The sequence below is a fragment of the Georgenia sp. TF02-10 genome (assembly GCF_022759505.1).
In the GTDB taxonomy this organism is placed as follows: domain Bacteria; phylum Actinomycetota; class Actinomycetes; order Actinomycetales; family Actinomycetaceae; genus TF02-10.
Map to the genome: position 1 here is coordinate 63269 of NZ_CP094290.1, position 14921 is coordinate 78189.

At 69.6% G+C, this 14921-nt stretch carries 15 protein-coding genes; 10 read left to right on the top strand and 5 right to left on the bottom strand.

What is annotated here, in order from left to right; translation table 11 throughout:
* The first annotated feature begins 163 nt into the window (after nucleotides 1-163).
* The gene (locus tag MF406_RS18290; protein WP_242897995.1) at nucleotides 164-1876 is read left to right on the top strand and encodes a 3'-5' exonuclease; all 1713 of its coding nucleotides are present in this window, start codon (nucleotides 164-166) and stop codon (nucleotides 1874-1876) included.
* A 162-nt stretch (nucleotides 1877-2038) separates the two neighbouring features.
* On the opposite strand, the gene MF406_RS18295 is transcribed toward MF406_RS18290, so the two are convergent.
* Genes MF406_RS18295 through MF406_RS18310 form a run of 4 tightly spaced genes read right to left on the bottom strand, consistent with a single transcriptional unit; the run spans nucleotide 2039 to nucleotide 5166 of the window.
* Nucleotides 2039-2773, bottom strand: a complete 735-nt coding sequence (locus MF406_RS18295; protein WP_242897996.1) for an SDR family oxidoreductase — start codon at nucleotides 2771-2773, stop codon at nucleotides 2039-2041.
* Complete coding sequence (locus MF406_RS18300; RefSeq protein ID WP_242897997.1) at nucleotides 2766-3779, bottom strand: phosphotransferase family protein; 1014 nt, start codon at nucleotides 3777-3779, stop codon at nucleotides 2766-2768. Before MF406_RS18300 ends, MF406_RS18295 begins: the two co-directional genes overlap by 8 nt.
* Entirely contained in the window at nucleotides 3776-4963 is a 1188-nt protein-coding gene (locus MF406_RS18305; RefSeq protein WP_242897998.1) for an acyl-CoA dehydrogenase family protein, read from the bottom strand. Before MF406_RS18305 ends, MF406_RS18300 begins: the two co-directional genes overlap by 4 nt.
* Complete coding sequence (locus tag MF406_RS18310) at nucleotides 4960-5166, bottom strand: hypothetical protein (protein ID WP_242897999.1); 207 nt, start codon at nucleotides 5164-5166, stop codon at nucleotides 4960-4962. Before MF406_RS18310 ends, MF406_RS18305 begins: the two co-directional genes overlap by 4 nt.
* 162 nt (nucleotides 5167-5328) lie before the next feature.
* On the opposite strand from MF406_RS18310, the gene MF406_RS18315 reads away from it, so the two are divergent.
* A complete protein-coding gene (locus tag MF406_RS18315; RefSeq protein WP_242898000.1) occupies nucleotides 5329-5943 on the top strand; it encodes a TetR/AcrR family transcriptional regulator in 615 nt (204 codons plus the stop codon).
* A gap of 54 nt (nucleotides 5944-5997) precedes the next feature.
* On the opposite strand, the gene MF406_RS18320 is transcribed toward MF406_RS18315, so the two are convergent.
* Nucleotides 5998-6675, bottom strand: coding sequence for a TetR/AcrR family transcriptional regulator (locus MF406_RS18320; protein ID WP_242898001.1), 678 nt, complete (start codon nucleotides 6673-6675; stop codon nucleotides 5998-6000).
* A gap of 100 nt (nucleotides 6676-6775) precedes the next feature.
* On the opposite strand from MF406_RS18320, the gene MF406_RS18325 reads away from it, so the two are divergent.
* The 8 genes from MF406_RS18325 (at nucleotide 6776) to MF406_RS18360 (ending at nucleotide 14909) form a co-directional block, all read left to right on the top strand.
* Nucleotides 6776-7717 carry an amidohydrolase family protein gene (locus MF406_RS18325; RefSeq protein WP_242898002.1) on the top strand — a complete coding sequence of 314 codons (942 nt, stop codon included), beginning with the start codon at nucleotides 6776-6778 and terminating at the stop codon, nucleotides 7715-7717.
* Entirely contained in the window at nucleotides 7714-8451 is a 738-nt protein-coding gene (locus tag MF406_RS18330; RefSeq protein WP_242898003.1) for an SDR family NAD(P)-dependent oxidoreductase, read from the top strand. The genes MF406_RS18325 and MF406_RS18330 overlap by 4 nt, the downstream gene beginning before the upstream one ends.
* Complete coding sequence (locus tag MF406_RS18335; protein ID WP_242898004.1) at nucleotides 8448-9266, top strand: enoyl-CoA hydratase/isomerase family protein; 819 nt, start codon at nucleotides 8448-8450, stop codon at nucleotides 9264-9266. The genes MF406_RS18330 and MF406_RS18335 overlap by 4 nt, the downstream gene beginning before the upstream one ends.
* A gap of 11 nt (nucleotides 9267-9277) precedes the next feature.
* Nucleotides 9278-10042 carry an SDR family NAD(P)-dependent oxidoreductase gene (locus tag MF406_RS18340; protein WP_242898005.1) on the top strand — a complete coding sequence of 255 codons (765 nt, stop codon included), beginning with the start codon at nucleotides 9278-9280 and terminating at the stop codon, nucleotides 10040-10042.
* On the top strand, nucleotides 10039-11718 hold the full coding sequence (locus tag MF406_RS18345) for a CocE/NonD family hydrolase (RefSeq protein WP_242898006.1): 1680 nt from the start codon (nucleotides 10039-10041) through the stop codon (nucleotides 11716-11718). Before MF406_RS18340 ends, MF406_RS18345 begins: the two co-directional genes overlap by 4 nt.
* 1 nt (nucleotide 11719) lies before the next feature.
* Nucleotides 11720-12529: an enoyl-CoA hydratase/isomerase family protein gene (locus MF406_RS18350; protein ID WP_242898007.1), complete on the top strand. Its 810-nt coding sequence runs from the start codon at nucleotides 11720-11722 to the stop codon at nucleotides 12527-12529.
* Nucleotides 12526-13281, top strand: a complete 756-nt coding sequence (locus tag MF406_RS18355) for an SDR family NAD(P)-dependent oxidoreductase (RefSeq protein WP_242898008.1) — start codon at nucleotides 12526-12528, stop codon at nucleotides 13279-13281. The genes MF406_RS18350 and MF406_RS18355 overlap by 4 nt, the downstream gene beginning before the upstream one ends.
* Nucleotides 13282-13409: 128 nt before the next feature.
* Nucleotides 13410-14909, top strand: a complete 1500-nt coding sequence (locus tag MF406_RS18360; protein WP_242898009.1) for an ABC transporter substrate-binding protein — start codon at nucleotides 13410-13412, stop codon at nucleotides 14907-14909.
* Nucleotides 14910-14921: the final 12 nt, after the last annotated feature.

The following is a 14921-nucleotide window of genomic DNA, read 5'->3' on the forward strand; positions in this document are numbered from 1 at the left end:
AAAGTGGCGGCTGACCTGCGGAAACTCCCGCGGCGTCAGCCGCCACTTCTCGTTGGGTCGCACGCGGGGGTGTCCGAGATCGAGTAGATGTGGGAGATCCGATCGAGCTCGAGTTCCTGAGGTCGCCTGGAGCGGCACCTGACGTGCAGAGGTCCTCTGCGGCGTGAGCCGCGACGCTTTCGTCGTTCGCCCGAAATCGCCGTCGCGCACAATTACGGTGCTAGACATGGGTTGGGTACTCCTCATTCTGGTCGTCGTCTGCGGTATCTATCTCGCGACCAAAGGCGCATCGATTGCTCCCCCGTCCAAGCCGACACAGGCTCGACCACCACGACCGAGCCTCTTCGACGAGGTACCCCGAGGGGCGCGAGCTGGGTCAACGGCCCGTGCCGCTGACTCCCGCAGTCGCTCCAAGGCGGCACCCGCCAGGACGCCGACGTACACGCGAGAGCCCACCGCGCCGAGCGCCACTGACCCGCGGCCATGGAGCGCTGAGGGCCGGGACATTCCCTTCGCTGAGCCGGGCCTGCGTGGGCCGCTGTTCCACTACGGTGGCACGTCCCTGCGCGCGGGCTCGGAGCACCATGGGCCGTTCGCTGTCATCGACTTCGAGACGACTGGTCTCTCCGCAGAGCGCGACCGAATCGTCGAAGTCGCCGTCGCGCGAGTCGACGCCGATGGTCGGGTCGAAGACGAGTTCGCGACGTTGGTCAACCCTCAGGGGCGCGACGTCGGTCCGACGTTCATCCACGGCATCACCAACGCGCAGGTCGAGAAGGCGCCCAGGTTCGCTGACGTGGCACCCGAAATTCTGCAGCGATTGAGCGGCGCTGTCGTAGTCGCACACAACGCGACCTTCGAGGAAGCGTTCCTCGCGAGAGAACTGCAGCGCGCGGGTATCAACATCTCTCCGATCCCGGCGCTGTGCACGCTCTGGCTCGGCCGGCAGACATTCGCCACGCCGAACCACAAGCTCAGCACGATCGCACGAGCTGCGGGCGTCCCGCTCGTCGACAAGCATGCCGCACTGGGCGATGTGCGGGCAGTGGCCGCACTGCTGCCGCAGATGACAAGCAAGTTGCGGTCTCCAGTTCGTTACGCAGGCGGGCCGATGACGTGGAGTCACAACAGCCCAGCCGGGCAACTTCCATTGGTGACGCGAGCTGTCGCGCTGCGCAAGGGAACTGACGGCTGGATGCAGTCTCTCATGGCGCGTCTGCCCACCACCGGGCTTGCACCGAATGACGCTGCCGCTGAGGCGTATCTCGACGCGCTTGCCGAGGTACTCTCCGATGGACGGATCACCGGCGATGAGGCGAAGGTGCTTGCGCGTCTCGCGGGGACAGCCGGCATGGGCGGCGAGCAGGTAGGCGCACTGAACAAGCGATTCCTCGACGGGATCAAGGTCGTAGCGCTGGACGACGACGTGCTCACGACCGCAGAGATCCGTCAGCTCAAGGCCGCCGCGAAGGCGCTCGCCCTTCCCGACTACTTCGGCGAGCTCCAGCCCACGGCGCCGCCGACTCCCGGGCGGAGCGATGTCGGGGCGCTGGGCGACCCGCCAGGAGGGAGCACGATGAAGGCACGCGTCCAGCGTGGGACACGGGCTCTCGCGATGCAGCGTGCAGGTTCGTCACGCAGCGATATCGCTGACGCACTCGGCGTCAGTCAGGACACCGTGAAGTCACTGCTCCGCGACGCGAAGTTCTACGACAACCCACCGTCTGATCCCTCGCGTCTCGCGTTCGCCCGTGATGCTCGCCGCGCGCGGGATGCGGGAGTCACAAGAGATGTCCTTCGAAGCGACCGCGGTGTCAGCGCAGGTAAGAGCTTCGAGGCGTGGCGCGATGCCGCAATGCTCGCTGACTTCTTCTAGCCGGTCTGCACTTCCTCGCAACGTTCCGCGTGCCGCTGCAGCTCCCACGCGCTATCGAGCATCTGGCTCCACCTTCAATCGCGGTAGCGCAGTCGAAGCCGACGGCACTTCGATACGCGAACCTACGTCGCGCCGCATGTTCGCGTCTCCCGCCCGAGCTCTTCAGGCTTCGAAGCCCGACGTCCCAGCGCGGGTGATCAGTATCCGGGGCACCACCGACTGGGCGCTCAGCGACACCAGCGCCTCCACGAGCGTGACCACGTCGCTCACCGGGATCATCTCGTCGGGTGGGATGCGGTCGTGGGTCCAGGCCGACATGTCGGTGTCGACGTAACCGGGAGCGATCGCGGTGGCGCTGACGCCGTTGCCCGACTCCTCGGCGTTGAGCGTCTCGACCAGCGAGTTGAGCGCCGCCTTGGTCGCGCCGTACGCCGCCAAGCCGGGCTCCGCGTAGACGCCGCTGATGGACGAGAGCACCACAACGCGGGCGCGGTCGGCGGCGCGCAGCAGGGGCAGCAGCCGCTGGAGGAGCAACACCGGAGCACGCAGGTTGACGGCCAATGTCTTGTCGAGCCGTGCCTCCGGGAGGTCGCCGATCGGCGCGGCGGTCCCAACACCGGCATTGAGCACGAGGCAACCGAGGTCGCCGAATGCCTCGGCGTGTCTCTTGCCCAGGACGTCTGGAAGCGCCGAGTCGGCCAGGTCGCCGGCGACCGACACCACCTCCGGCGCACCCAGCTCACGCAGGTGCCCGGCAACATCGGCGAGGCGTTCCCCGTCCCGGGCCGTGATCGTCAGCGCGGTGCCGCGGCGAGCGAGCATCTCGGCGATCCCGAGCCCGATCCCGCGCGACGCCCCGGTGACGAGGGCGCTCGCGCGGCCGCGCGCCTCAGTCATTGTCCAAACCTGCCAGGCCCGCGTCGAGGAGCACCGGAACCGTGGCCGCGACGCCCTCGTACCCGTTGCCGGAGGTGGCCCCCTGGCCGTGCCGATAGCTGATGCCGGCGGCGATCATCGCGATCTTGTAGTAGGCGAGCCCCATGTGGAACGCCTTGTCCCCGAGGTCGCGGCCGGACCGCTCCTGGTAGCAGTCCCACAGCTCGTCGGCGCTCGGAAACTGCTCGCTCGCCCAGGCAGCAGGGAGGCCGAGGATCCCGTCGAGCGCCGGGTGGCGGTAGGCGCACATGAGCGCCACGTCTGCGGTCGGGTCGCCGAGGGTGGACAGCTCCCAGTCGACGACCGCCAGCACCTCCCCGGGGTCGTCCGGTGCGAGGATCACGTTGTCGACGCGGAAGTCACCGTGCACGATGCCGGTCAGCCGCTGCTCGGGCAGGAGGGCAGTGAGCCGCGCGTGCAGGCGGTCCGCCCGCGGGTCCGTGCCGCCGATCTGCTCCCATTGCCGGTGCCACCGCCGCAGCTGACGGGCGGCGTAGCCGTCGGGTCGGCCGTGCTCGCCGAGCCCGACCGACGCCGGGTCGATCGCGTGCAGCGCTGCCAAGGTCTCGACCAGCCCGGCGGCGCAACGAACGTGGTCGACGGGCGACCAGCCGACCAGGGCGTCCCGGGAGCGGACCGTGCGCCCCTCGACGAACTCGACGATCGCGCAGGGCACGCCCAGCGCGACGCCGTCGTCGAGGACGACGGCGCGGGCGACGGGCACCGCCGTGCCCCGGAGCGCGGCGACGACGCGGTACTCGCGCGCCATGTCGTGCGCCGACTCGATGACTGCGGCGCGTGGTGGACGCCGCAGTGCCCACGACCGCCGGCCGTCGGAGAGGCGGTAGGTCAGGTTGGAGCGACCGCCCGCGACGAGGCTCGCGTCGAGCGGCCCGGCGAGTTCCTCACCGGCCGAGGCGAGGAGGGCACCGACCCGCAGGAGCTCCTCGGGAGCCAGTTCCGTCATCCGCGCTCCACCTTCCGCAGCGCGCGTCGGGCGATCGACCAGCGGTGCACCTCGGAGGCGCCGTCGTAGATCCGGAACGGTCGGACCTCGCGGGAGAGCCGGGACAGGGGCAGGTCCTCGGACACGCCGAGCCCGCCGCACATCTGGACGGACCGGTCGACGATGCGCCCGATGGCCTCGGCGCCGAACGTCTTGGCGATCGAGGTGGACGCCGATGCGCGCCCGCCAGAGTCGAGCTCGCGGCAGGCATCGAGCAGGAGCGCCCGGGTTGCGGCGATGTCGATCTCGTTGTCCGCGACGAGCTGGTGGACCAGGCCCGACTCCGCTAGCGGGCCGCCGAAGGCCTGCCGCTCGGTCACGTAACGCAGTGCGACGTCGTGCCCGCGGAGGGCGGCCCCCAGCCACCGCATCACGTGGGTCATCCGGGCCGGACCGAGGCGGACCTGGGCGTTGGCGAAGCCCTGGTCGACCTCCCCGAGAACCCCATCATCGGGCACGAACACGTCGTCGAGGACGACCTCGCAGTGGCCGCCGAGCATGGACCGGTCGAGCGTGCGGACGTGCCGGACGATCCGGATGCCGTCGACGTCGGCGGGGGTCAGGAACATCGTGGCGCCGCTGCTGTCCCCGGGCTGGCCCGACGTCCGCGCCATCACGATGAAGAAGCCGGCACCGTCGGCTCCGGTGATGAAGATCTTGCGGCCCGAGATCCGCCAGCCCCCGGGCACCCGCCGGGCCTCGGTGCGCAGCGCTGACGGGTCGGACCCGGCGCCCGGAGCCGGCTCGGTCATCGCGAACGCCGACCGCACCTGGCCGCCGACGAGCGGACGGAGGAACTCCTCCCGCTGCGCACCGGTCGCGGCTCTGTCGAGCAGGTGCATGTTGCCCTCGTCGGGCGCCGCGATGTTGAGCGCCATCGGCCCGAAGAGCGACCACCCGGCCGCCTCGAACACCGGGACGCGGTCGACCATGCCGAGGCCGAGGCCGCCCAGGTCCTCGGGTCCGTGCGGGCTGAGCAGCCCGCGGGCCCGAGCCTCCTGCTGGAGCTCCACCCGCAGCCGGTCACCGCCGGCCGCCTCGACGTCGCCCTCGGCGGCGTCCTCGATCGGGAGCACGACGTCTCTCACGAAGGACCTGGTGCGCTCGAGCAGGTCGTCGAGGTCGCTGGAAGCGAACGTGCTCATCTGTGCTGCCCCGGGTCGGGGGAACCCTGCCCACCGAGTCCTCGCTCGGTCGGCCTTGCCGAGCTCCCACCGAGCCCAGAGCCGGCAGCAGCCAGCTGGCGGAGGTACGCCGTGGGGCGGAAGCGCTCGCCGTAGTTGTCGGCGAGCTCGTCGGCGCGCCGCCGGGAGGCGCCGAGCCCGACGTCCATGAATGCTCCAGCCATGGCATGTTCCTTGCGGTCGGCGACGACGGTCGGAGAGGCACCGCGGACGGGTCGGCACCCGGCTTCCAGCCACGGGGCTCCAGGATGGTGCATGAACGTTTGTTTACCATCTCTCGGTGAGGGAGGTCAACAAACGTTCACCCGGCGGTGTAGCGTCGAGGCGTGACCGGGAACAGCCAAGCCGCGCCGATGTCGCCGACCGCCCAGCGGATCCTCGACGTGGCAGCGCAGATGTTCTTCACGGACGGCTACGCCGCCACCTCGGTGCGACGGATCATGACCGCGTGCGACGTGACGGCCGGGTCGATGTACAACCACTTCGCCTCGAAGGAGGACGTGCTGTACGCGATCCTCGAGCGCTCGCACGACGACACGCTCACGGTGCTCCGGTCCGGGTTGGACGCCGCCGGCGAGGACCCGGGCGCACAGCTGGCCGCCTTGGTGGAGGCGATCTCGAGGTTCCACACCGAACGCCAGGTCGAGGGCATCGTCAGCCAACGGGAGTGGCGGCACCTGCCACGCGAGCGCGCCCAGGCGATCCTGGTCAGGCAGCGCGAGGTGCGAGAGATCTTCGAGCGCGTTCTGCGCCGGGGGGCCGACGACGGGTCCTTCTCGTTCGTCGACCGCGGGGTCGACGTCGACATCACGGCGAAGGCGATCCTCGACCTGTGCATGAACGCGGGCCGATGGTTCCGGCACGGCGGTCGGGTGTCCTCGGCCGAGCTGGCACGCCAGCACGTCGCGATGGTGATGGCAATGGTGGGGAACGCTTCATAGCGGAACCTGCCTGGACGACTGCCTCGAGCTGCGGCCGGGTCTGCGTCGTCCGTCCTACCTGACCGGCTCTCCACCGATGGCGGACGATCCGCTGGCGTCGCCCGCCCGCCGACCGCCCGCGCGTCCCGCCCCTACCAGGCATGCCACCAGCTCGACGTGCTGGCGCGCGATGTCGGCAGAGCCGAGCCTGCCGTGCGGCCGGAACCACTTGCCCGCGTTGATGCAGAGGTCGAGGATCGACTTCGCCGCGACCTCGACATCGACGCCCGCCGCACCCAAGGCGAACTCGCCGGACTCGACCCCACGAGAGAGGCATTCCTCGAACAGCGCCCGGACCTCCCTCTGGAGTGCGAGCACGTCGGCGGCGCGCGCCGGCGGGAGGTAGCGCCACTCGGTCTGACTGACGAGGCCTTCGAGCTGACGCTCGGAGTGGAAGGTCGAGATGGCGCGGACCAATGCCCGCAGCTGCGCCTCCGCATCGCGGTCGGCGGTCGCCGAGGCGACCCGCAGCGACGACAACGAGTCCTCCAACGACCGCACGAGAATGGCGTAGAGAACCTCTTCCTTCGACGTGAAGTGGTTGTACATCGATGCCGCCGAGACGTCGCACGCGCGCATGATCTGGCGTACCGACGTACCGGGGTAGCCCGTGACGAAGAACAGCTCCGTCGCGACGTGCAGGATCCGCTCGGCCGTGTCGGTCTGGCGGGCATCCCGACGCGCGGCGGTCACGGGCGGACTCTGACAGCGGAAATGTATGAACGTTTGTTGACGTGTGACCGGTGCCACTGGTAAACAAACGTTCATGCAGGCAACCGCTCAGGTCCTCGACATGTGCGACGTCGTCTACGAGCGCGCCGGCTGGCAGGCCTACCTCGGCGCACTGCTCCGCGAGGCGCCGCGATACGGGGACGTCTTCGCCGGCCGCTTCGCCCGCCTGACCAACCTGTCCCCCACCACCGTCCGCTGCCTTCTCACCGACGACCTCGACGCGGCCATCGACAGGCTCGCGGGAGCACTGACCGAGGCAGTGACGCTCTCCGAGCACATCGCGGGGCTCGTTGCCGACGATGTCGTCCAAGTCCTTCACGGGGGACCCTGGCCGTGCGGAGGCGGGACCCTCAACGACCACGTCGCCCGGATCGTCGCTGCCCATCCGGACAGGTTCCTGGGCTGGGCAGGCGTGTCTCTGGCGGAGCCGACCGGTGGCGTAGCGGAGGCCACCCGGGCCGTCGACGAGCTCGGACTCACGGGTCTCTCGGTCATCCCGTTCCTCGACCGGGTCGATCCGAGCGACGCTGTTCACGACCCGCTCTGGCGGTTCGCGGTCGATCGCGGACTGCCGGTGTGGATCCACAGCGGCCAGAACTTCTCATCGGCGGCGCCGATGACGATCAGTGCCCCTCAGGTCATCGACCGGATCGCCCTGCGCCACCCGGAGCTGAAGATCGTCCTCGGCCACGGGGGGTGGCCATGGATCCCGGAGGCTGTGGCGCTCCTCCAGCGCCACCCGAACGTCTACCTCGAGTTCTCCTCACACCACCCCGAGACGATGGCCCAGCCCGGATCGGGATGGGAGCCCCTCTTCCTCCACGGCTCCCGCTCCCTGAAGCACCGCGTCATGTTCGGTTCCACGAGCTGGACACACGGCACCTCACCCGGACAGATCGCAGCCGCCGCAGCAGCCCTCCCGCTCGAGGACGACGTACGCGCGGCCTGGCTCCGCGGCAACGCCTCCCGGCTGCTCGGACTGGCTGGGCAGGTGCAGCGATGAGCGGGCGCCTGGCAGACCGTCGGGTCCTGGTCACCGGGGCGCTCGGGGGCATCGGCGCAGCGCTGACGGACCGGCTGCTCGCGGAGGGTGCGTGCGTCCTGGGGGTGGACCGGCCGGAGGCCGTGGCCGCTCGAGGAGCCGACTGTCCGGCGGGACTGACCCTGGCCGGCGTGGACCTGCTCGATCCCTCCGCCCCCGCCGCCGTGTCAACGCTGTGTCGTGACGAGCTCGGCGGGTTGGATGGACTCGTCAACAACGCCGGGATCGAGCACCGCGCGCCGTTGGGCGAGCAACACGACGACGACTGGACCCGGGTCCTCAGCGTCAACCTCGACGCCCCGTTCCGCCTGTCGCGCGACCTCGCCGACGCGCTGACGCGAAGCGGGACCGGGGTGATCGTCAACATCTGCTCGATCGCCGTGGTCGGATTCGCAGGGCAAGCGGCGTACGACGCCAGCAAGGGCGGTCTGCTCACCCTGACTCGCTCCCTTGCAGTCGAGCTCGGACCGCGGGGTGTCCGCGCCAACGCGGTCTGCCCGGGCTTCATCGACACCCCGATGCTCGACCAGGGTTCGCTGCGCTCGATCGCCGAGCGCGTGGCGCGCGGTCTGCCGCTGCGGCGCCTCGGCACCCCTGCCGACGTCGCCGCAGCGGTGGCATGGCTTCTCAGCGACGAGTCGGCCTACGTCACGGGTCAGTCGCTCTTCATCGACGGAGGAATGAACCGCCAATGACCACGCACGACGACCGACTGCACCTGGAGACGCTGCTGGTGACGAGCCCGCACCCCGGGGTCGTGTGGATCGCGCTCAACCGGCCGCACCGCCTCAACGCGATCGACAGGCAGCTCGGCGAGGACCTCTACCAGGCTCTCGATCGCCTCACGGGCGACCCGGCAACTCGCGTCGTGGTGATCACCGGCGAAGGCAGGGCTTTCTGTGCCGGCGACGACCTCGGCGCGGTGGAGGAGCACATCAACGGGGACTACCGAAAGTCGCCGGTCATCGGAAACACGCTCGACCCGATGTACTTGCGGATCCTGGAGCTCATCGTCACCAGCCGGGTGCCCGTGATCACCGCTGTGAACGGATTCGCCGCTGGCGCCGGAGCGGAGCTCGCGTGCGCCGGCGACCTGCGGATCGCTAGTACCGAGGCTCGGATCGGGAGTGCGCTCATCAAGGTGGCCCAGGCCGGCGGCCTTGTGATGCTCTCACGGCTCGTCGGGGCCGCGCGCGCGACCGAGATCTACCTGTCCGGCGAGCTCCTCGACGCGCACGAGGCCGGCCGTCTCGGAATCTTCACCGAGGTGGTGCCCCACGACGAGCTGGTGGACGCCGTCCTCACGCAGGCACGTCGGCTCGCAGAAGGGCCCACGGCGGCGATCGGCCTGTTCAAGGAGCTGCGCGAGCAGTGCGCCGGCCAGCCCGTCCAACTTGCACTGCGGTTCCAGAACGCAGTCCACATCCGGAACAACGTCGAGGTCACCGACGCCATCGAAGGCGCTAACGCGTTCGTGCAGAAGCGCGCCCCACGATTCACCGGAAAATGAGGAGACCACATATGGATCACGACATCTTCGGACGCTTCGACGGACACGTCGCGGTGATCACCGGGGCCGCCAGCGGAATCGGCGCAGCCTCAATGGAGTTGTTCCGTCGCGCGGGCGCCATCGCGGTCGGGTTCGACCTCGAGGCGGGGCCCGACATCCTCAGCGTCGACGTGTCCGACTCCGAGGCCGTCGAGCGCGGGCTGGCCGAGGTGGTCGACCGATACGGACGCCTCGACATCGTCCACGGCAACGCGGGCATCAATGTGCCCGGCCGCGCGCACTCGATCTCCGACGCCGACTACCGCCGCGTCATGGGTGTTTGTTGCGACGCGAACTTCTACCTCGTCCGCTCCGGCGTCCGCTACATGCGCGAGCGTGGCGGCGTCTTCCTCTTCACCGCGTCGATGTGTGGCATCGGTGCCACGCCCCGCTCCCCCATCTACAACATGGCCAAGCACGCGGTGGTGGGGCTGACCCGCTCCGTCGCGCTCGACTACGGCGCACAGGGGATCCGTGCGGTCGCCCTGCTCTCCGGGCCGACGCACACGGCCATGGTGGACTCCCTCTGGCCCGAGGGCGAGCTCCGCGACATCCTCGTCGGTTCGACCTCGGTGGGCCGACTGAGCCAGCCCGAGGAACAGGCTCGTGCCGCCGTCTTCGCTGCGCTCCCCGGCTCGTCCTACCTGACCGGCGGCGTCATCAACGTGGACGGCGGGGCGACCGCGGGTTGGAACGAGATGGCGAGCCGGATGCTCCAGATCAAGGCGCCGGTGTGACGACGACCGCCTCGTGGCACGGCGACGTCGAGACACCGATGCGCGACGGCGTGGTGCTGCGCTCCGACGTGTGGCGTCTCGGCGATCCGGCTCCTGCGGTGGTCTTCCGTACGCCCTATGGCCGACGTGCGCTGACCTCCGACGTGCTCAAACCGCTCGACTGCATCCTCGGCGGCTATGCCGCCGTCATGCAGGACACGCGAGGACGTTTCGGCTCCGACGGCGACTGGGCCCCGCTGATGTGGGACCAGGAGGCCCTCGACACGTTCGACACCGTGGAGTGGGTCGCACGCCAGGAGTGGTGCAACGGCCAGGTGATCCTTGCGGGCACGTCGTACGGCGGCATCCTCTCGTTCCTCGGCGCGTCGACGCGACCGCCCAGCCTCGCCGGTGTCGCCGCCGCCATGGTGACCACCGGCAGCAGGGATCGGCGCGAGATGGGCGGCGCCATGCGCCTCGAACAGGTCCTCACCTGGCTGATCTACATGGCGACGGACTGGGTCGCGCGGCACCCGGAACTGGCCGACGAGCGCACGGTCGCCACGCTGCGGGACTTGTGGGCCGACCCGAGTCCCGCGCTCACGGCCTTGCCATTGGTCGAGGGACCGATGTCGTCCCTCACCGGGTTCCCCCTCGACATCCCTGCTCTCCTGAGCGGCGAGGTCAGCACGACGCCGGAGTGGCGTGCCTCGGACATCGACGTGCCGGTCTTCGTCACGACCGGCTGGTACGACGTCTTCTGCTCAGCGACCGTCGACGCCTTCCGGGAGGCCGTCGCCGAGCAACCGGACCTGTCACATCGACTGGTCGTCGGACCGTGGGCACACACCGGATCCCTGTCCCACCTCGTCGGTGAGCACAACTTCGGCATCACGGCATCCGCCGGCGCCGCCCGCCTCCCGGCTCGACAGCTCGACTTCTTCCACCGGAAGGACGCCGCCTCCGGCGCGCCGTCGCACGAGGTGACGTACTTCCTAATGGGCGCCGACCGTTGGGACTCGGCGCCGGCCTGGCCCCCTCCGAACGCGTCGCCGTACGTCCTACACCTGCACCCCGGCGCACGCGCCGGAGGCGGCTCCGGCTTCCTCGGCGAGGCTGCGAGCGAAAACGGCGCGGTCGACTCCTACCGCTACGACCCGTTCGTACCGGTTCCCGTCCGCGGTGGGCGCGTGATCCACCTCGGCCGATCCACACCGGGCCCGATCGACCTCTCCTGGCAGCTCGACCGCTCGGATGTGCTGAGCTACCAGACTCCCCCACTCTCGACGGCTGTCGACGTCGTCGGCAGGGTCCGCGCCGACCTGCGCGTGGAGATCGACCAGCCCGACACCGACGTGGTCGTTCGTCTGGTCGACTGTTGGCCGGACGGACGCATCTTCCCGGTCGCCGAAGGCATCGTGCGCCTTCGGGATCGCACCGACGCAGTCGTGCGACACGATCGGTCCGGTCAGGGCTTCGACGTCCGGATCGACCTCGGCTACACGGCTCAACGGTTCAAGGCCGGCCACCGGATGGGCCTGGTGATCACCAGCAGTGCGTTCCCCCACGCCGACCGCAACCTGAACTCGCTCGAGTCGTCGGTCACGTCCAGCGAGGCACGCACGGTCACGGTGAACCTGCATCCGGCTGGCTCCACCCTCACTGTCGACGCCATCGACAACCAGAAGGACATCTGACATGACGCAATGGACGGTCACGACACAGAACGGCGTCGCCGAACTCGTCCTCAGCAACCCGCCGCGCAACTTCCTGACCTTCGACGGGCTCGCCGAACTGGGCACACTGCTCAGCGAGCTCTCCGGGGATCCCGCGGTGTCGGTGGTCGTGCTGCGAAGCGACGTCGACGGCTACTTCGTGGCTCACGCCGACCTGGACGAGCTCGCCCGGCTCTCGAGCGGACCCGTGCCGGAGGCTCGGTCCTGGTACGCGACGATGCGGCTCATCGAGACGATGCCCCAGCCGGTGATCGCGGCGATCGACGGTCAGGCGTGGGGCGGCGGGATAGAGCTGTCGTTGGCGTGCACGATGCGCTGGGCGAGCCGTCGTGCGCACTTCTCGTTCATCGAGACCGCGCTGGGAATCATCCCGGGCGCCGGCGGGACGCAGCGACTGAGCCGACTGATCGGTCGAGGACCAGCCACGGACCTGGTGATCACCGGCGCCAGGTTCGACGCGGCCCGAGCTTTCGAGCTGGGGATCGTGAGCCGGGTGTACGCGGACGGCGAGTTCGCGTCCGTCGTGCGCAGTGAGGCAGCCGCAGTGGCGAAGCTTCCGCGCACCGCCCTCATCGCAGCCAAGGCCGTGCTCCGCGACGGGATGGCGCTGCCGGTCTCCGACGCCCTGCGACTCGAGGGCAGCACCTTCGCCCAGCTGCTCGCAACCGACGAGTCGACCCGTCTCCAGGCAGCGGCACGGCAGCGCTACGCCGCCGCAGCGCCCGGCGAGCCCGTCCGCTTCGACGGCCTGGGTGAGGGCGGCGCGTCGTGAGCGGGGTCGCAGTCGTCACCGGCGCCAGCCGCGGCGTCGGCAGCGCGGTCGCTGCGGAGCTCGCGCGCCTCGGGTTCGACGTCGCGATCGGCTACTACTCCCGGGCAGCAGAGGGCGAGTCCGTGGCCGCGGACATCCGCGCCGCAGGGCGGAACGCGGTCGCCCTCCAGGTCGACGTCCGGTCGTCGGAGTCCTGCGCCGACTTCGTCTCTGCGGCCCGCGACCGACTGGGTCGAGTCCGTGCCGTCGTCTCGAACGCCACCGGTTTCGGAGCCGACACGCCCGTGTTGGGTCCTGCCCTCGACGTCCCTCTCGCGGTCTACCAGGAGATGTTCACCGCTCGGCTCGGAGCACTTCTCGGTCTCGTGGACGCGGCAGGAGCGGATCTGGACGACGGCGGGCGGGTGGTCTCGATCGCCAGCACGGGGACGCGACTTCATGTCCCCGGCTACGCCCCGATCGCAACCTCGATGGCAGCCGTCGAGGCCGCCACGCGGTACCTGGCCGTCGAGCTGGGCCGCCGCGGAGTCACTGTCAACGTCGTGAGCGGCGGCGTGATCGACACCGACGCCCTGGGTGACATCTCCGGTGATCCCGAGCGCCTCAAGGCGGCCGTCGCACGGCGTACGCCTCTCGGCCGGGTCGGCCAGCCCGACGACCTCGCTGCCCTCGTCGGTTTCGTCTGCAGCGAGCACGGCCGCTGGGTGACCGGCCAGGTGGTCGTCGCCGACGGCGGACATCTCCTCGGGTGAAGGAGGTCACCCAATGAAGCCGGGTCCAGGCAGTTCGACAGCGACTCCGTAGGTCTCAGCGGCGCACCAACGCGCCGAGAGGAAGGAAGAACGGCATGAACCTCAACAGACTGGCCAGACCAACGCGGTTGGCCGCGGTCGTCGTGGCGATCACTCTTGCGGTCTCTGCGTGCGGCGGCACCGATAGCGACACGACGAAGTCCGGCGACAAGCGGCTCGAGGTGGCAGTGCCGGCCGACGCGTCGTCGCTCGACCCGATCCTCGGGAGTGCTGGCGGCGATCACGTCATGCTCTACCCGATCTACGAGACGCTGATCAGCTTCGACGCGGACATGACCCCGCAGCCGGGACTTGTCGAGGAGTGGCAGCAGGCGAGTCCGACCGAGCTGACGCTGACCCTGCGCGAGGGCCTCACGTTCCACGACGGCACCGCGCTGGACGCCGAGGCCGTGAAGTTCAACCTCGAGCGCGCCCGGGACGAGGGGTCGAACGTGGCCGTGGACCTTGCCGCGGTGAAGACGATCCGCGTGGAGGACCCGCGCACCGTCACCCTCCTGCTCTCCGAGCCGGACGCGTCGCTACTCATGGCTCTTTCCGATCGCGCTGGAATGATGGTCTCCCCGGCGGCCGTCGAGGCCAGCGACGGCGACGTGAGCAACAACCCTGTGGGGTCGGGCGGTTGGTCCTACGTGGAGTGGAACCGAGGCCAGTCGCTGCGAGTGGAGCGGTTCGAGGACTACTGGAACGCAGATGCGGCCCGGGTCCAGGAGATCCAGTTCAACGTGGTCGCCGACCCGACCACCCGTGCCACTTCCCTGCGTTCGGGCCAGCAGCACATCGCGCTGAGCTATCCCGCAGCAGCAGCCTCCACCGTGGGAGACGACTCGGACCTCCAGCTGGAGCGGACTCCGCGCCTGTGGGTCGACCAGGTCTACTTCAACACCGCCGCGCCCGAGCTGAACGACCCACGGGTGCGCCGGGCCCTGAACCTGGCGATCGACCGTGAGGCGATCGTCAAGAGCGCCTACTTCGAGCTGGGCAGCCCGGCTTCCAGCCTCTTCCCGTCCGACTACTGGGCCGCAGCGCCGGAGGACGTCGTCTACGACTTCGACCAGGACGAGGCGCGATCCCTCCTGGCCGAAGCCGGTGCCAGCGACCTGACCTTCGACATGCTTCTCAGCGCGGATGCCGGATCGGTCCGCATGGCGGAGATCATCCAGCAGCAGTGGGCCGACATCGGTGTGACCGTGGAGCTCCAACCCCGCGAGGGTGTTCAAGCGGTCAACGCCTACTTCACGGACCATGCCGCCCCGGCACTCCTCTCCGCGTTCACCGGGCGCCCGGACCCGAAGATGGCCTACGACGTCGTGTTCTCCGAGGAGAGCTTCTACAACACATCCGGCGAGCCCACGCCCGGCCTCGAAGCAGCACTGGAGCAGACCGACGAGTCGGTCGAGATCCCGGACCGGGTCGAAGGGTTCCAAGCGGCGGCGCGCGCGGTGTATGACCACTCCGCGTTCCTTCCGCTGTGCTTCCCGGACAACCTCATCGGCCTGAGCAGCGAGGTCAGCGGCTTCCAGGACAATCTCCTGGGCAAGCCCAAGTTCCTCGGCGTGACGCTGAGCTGAGCGGAGCGACAC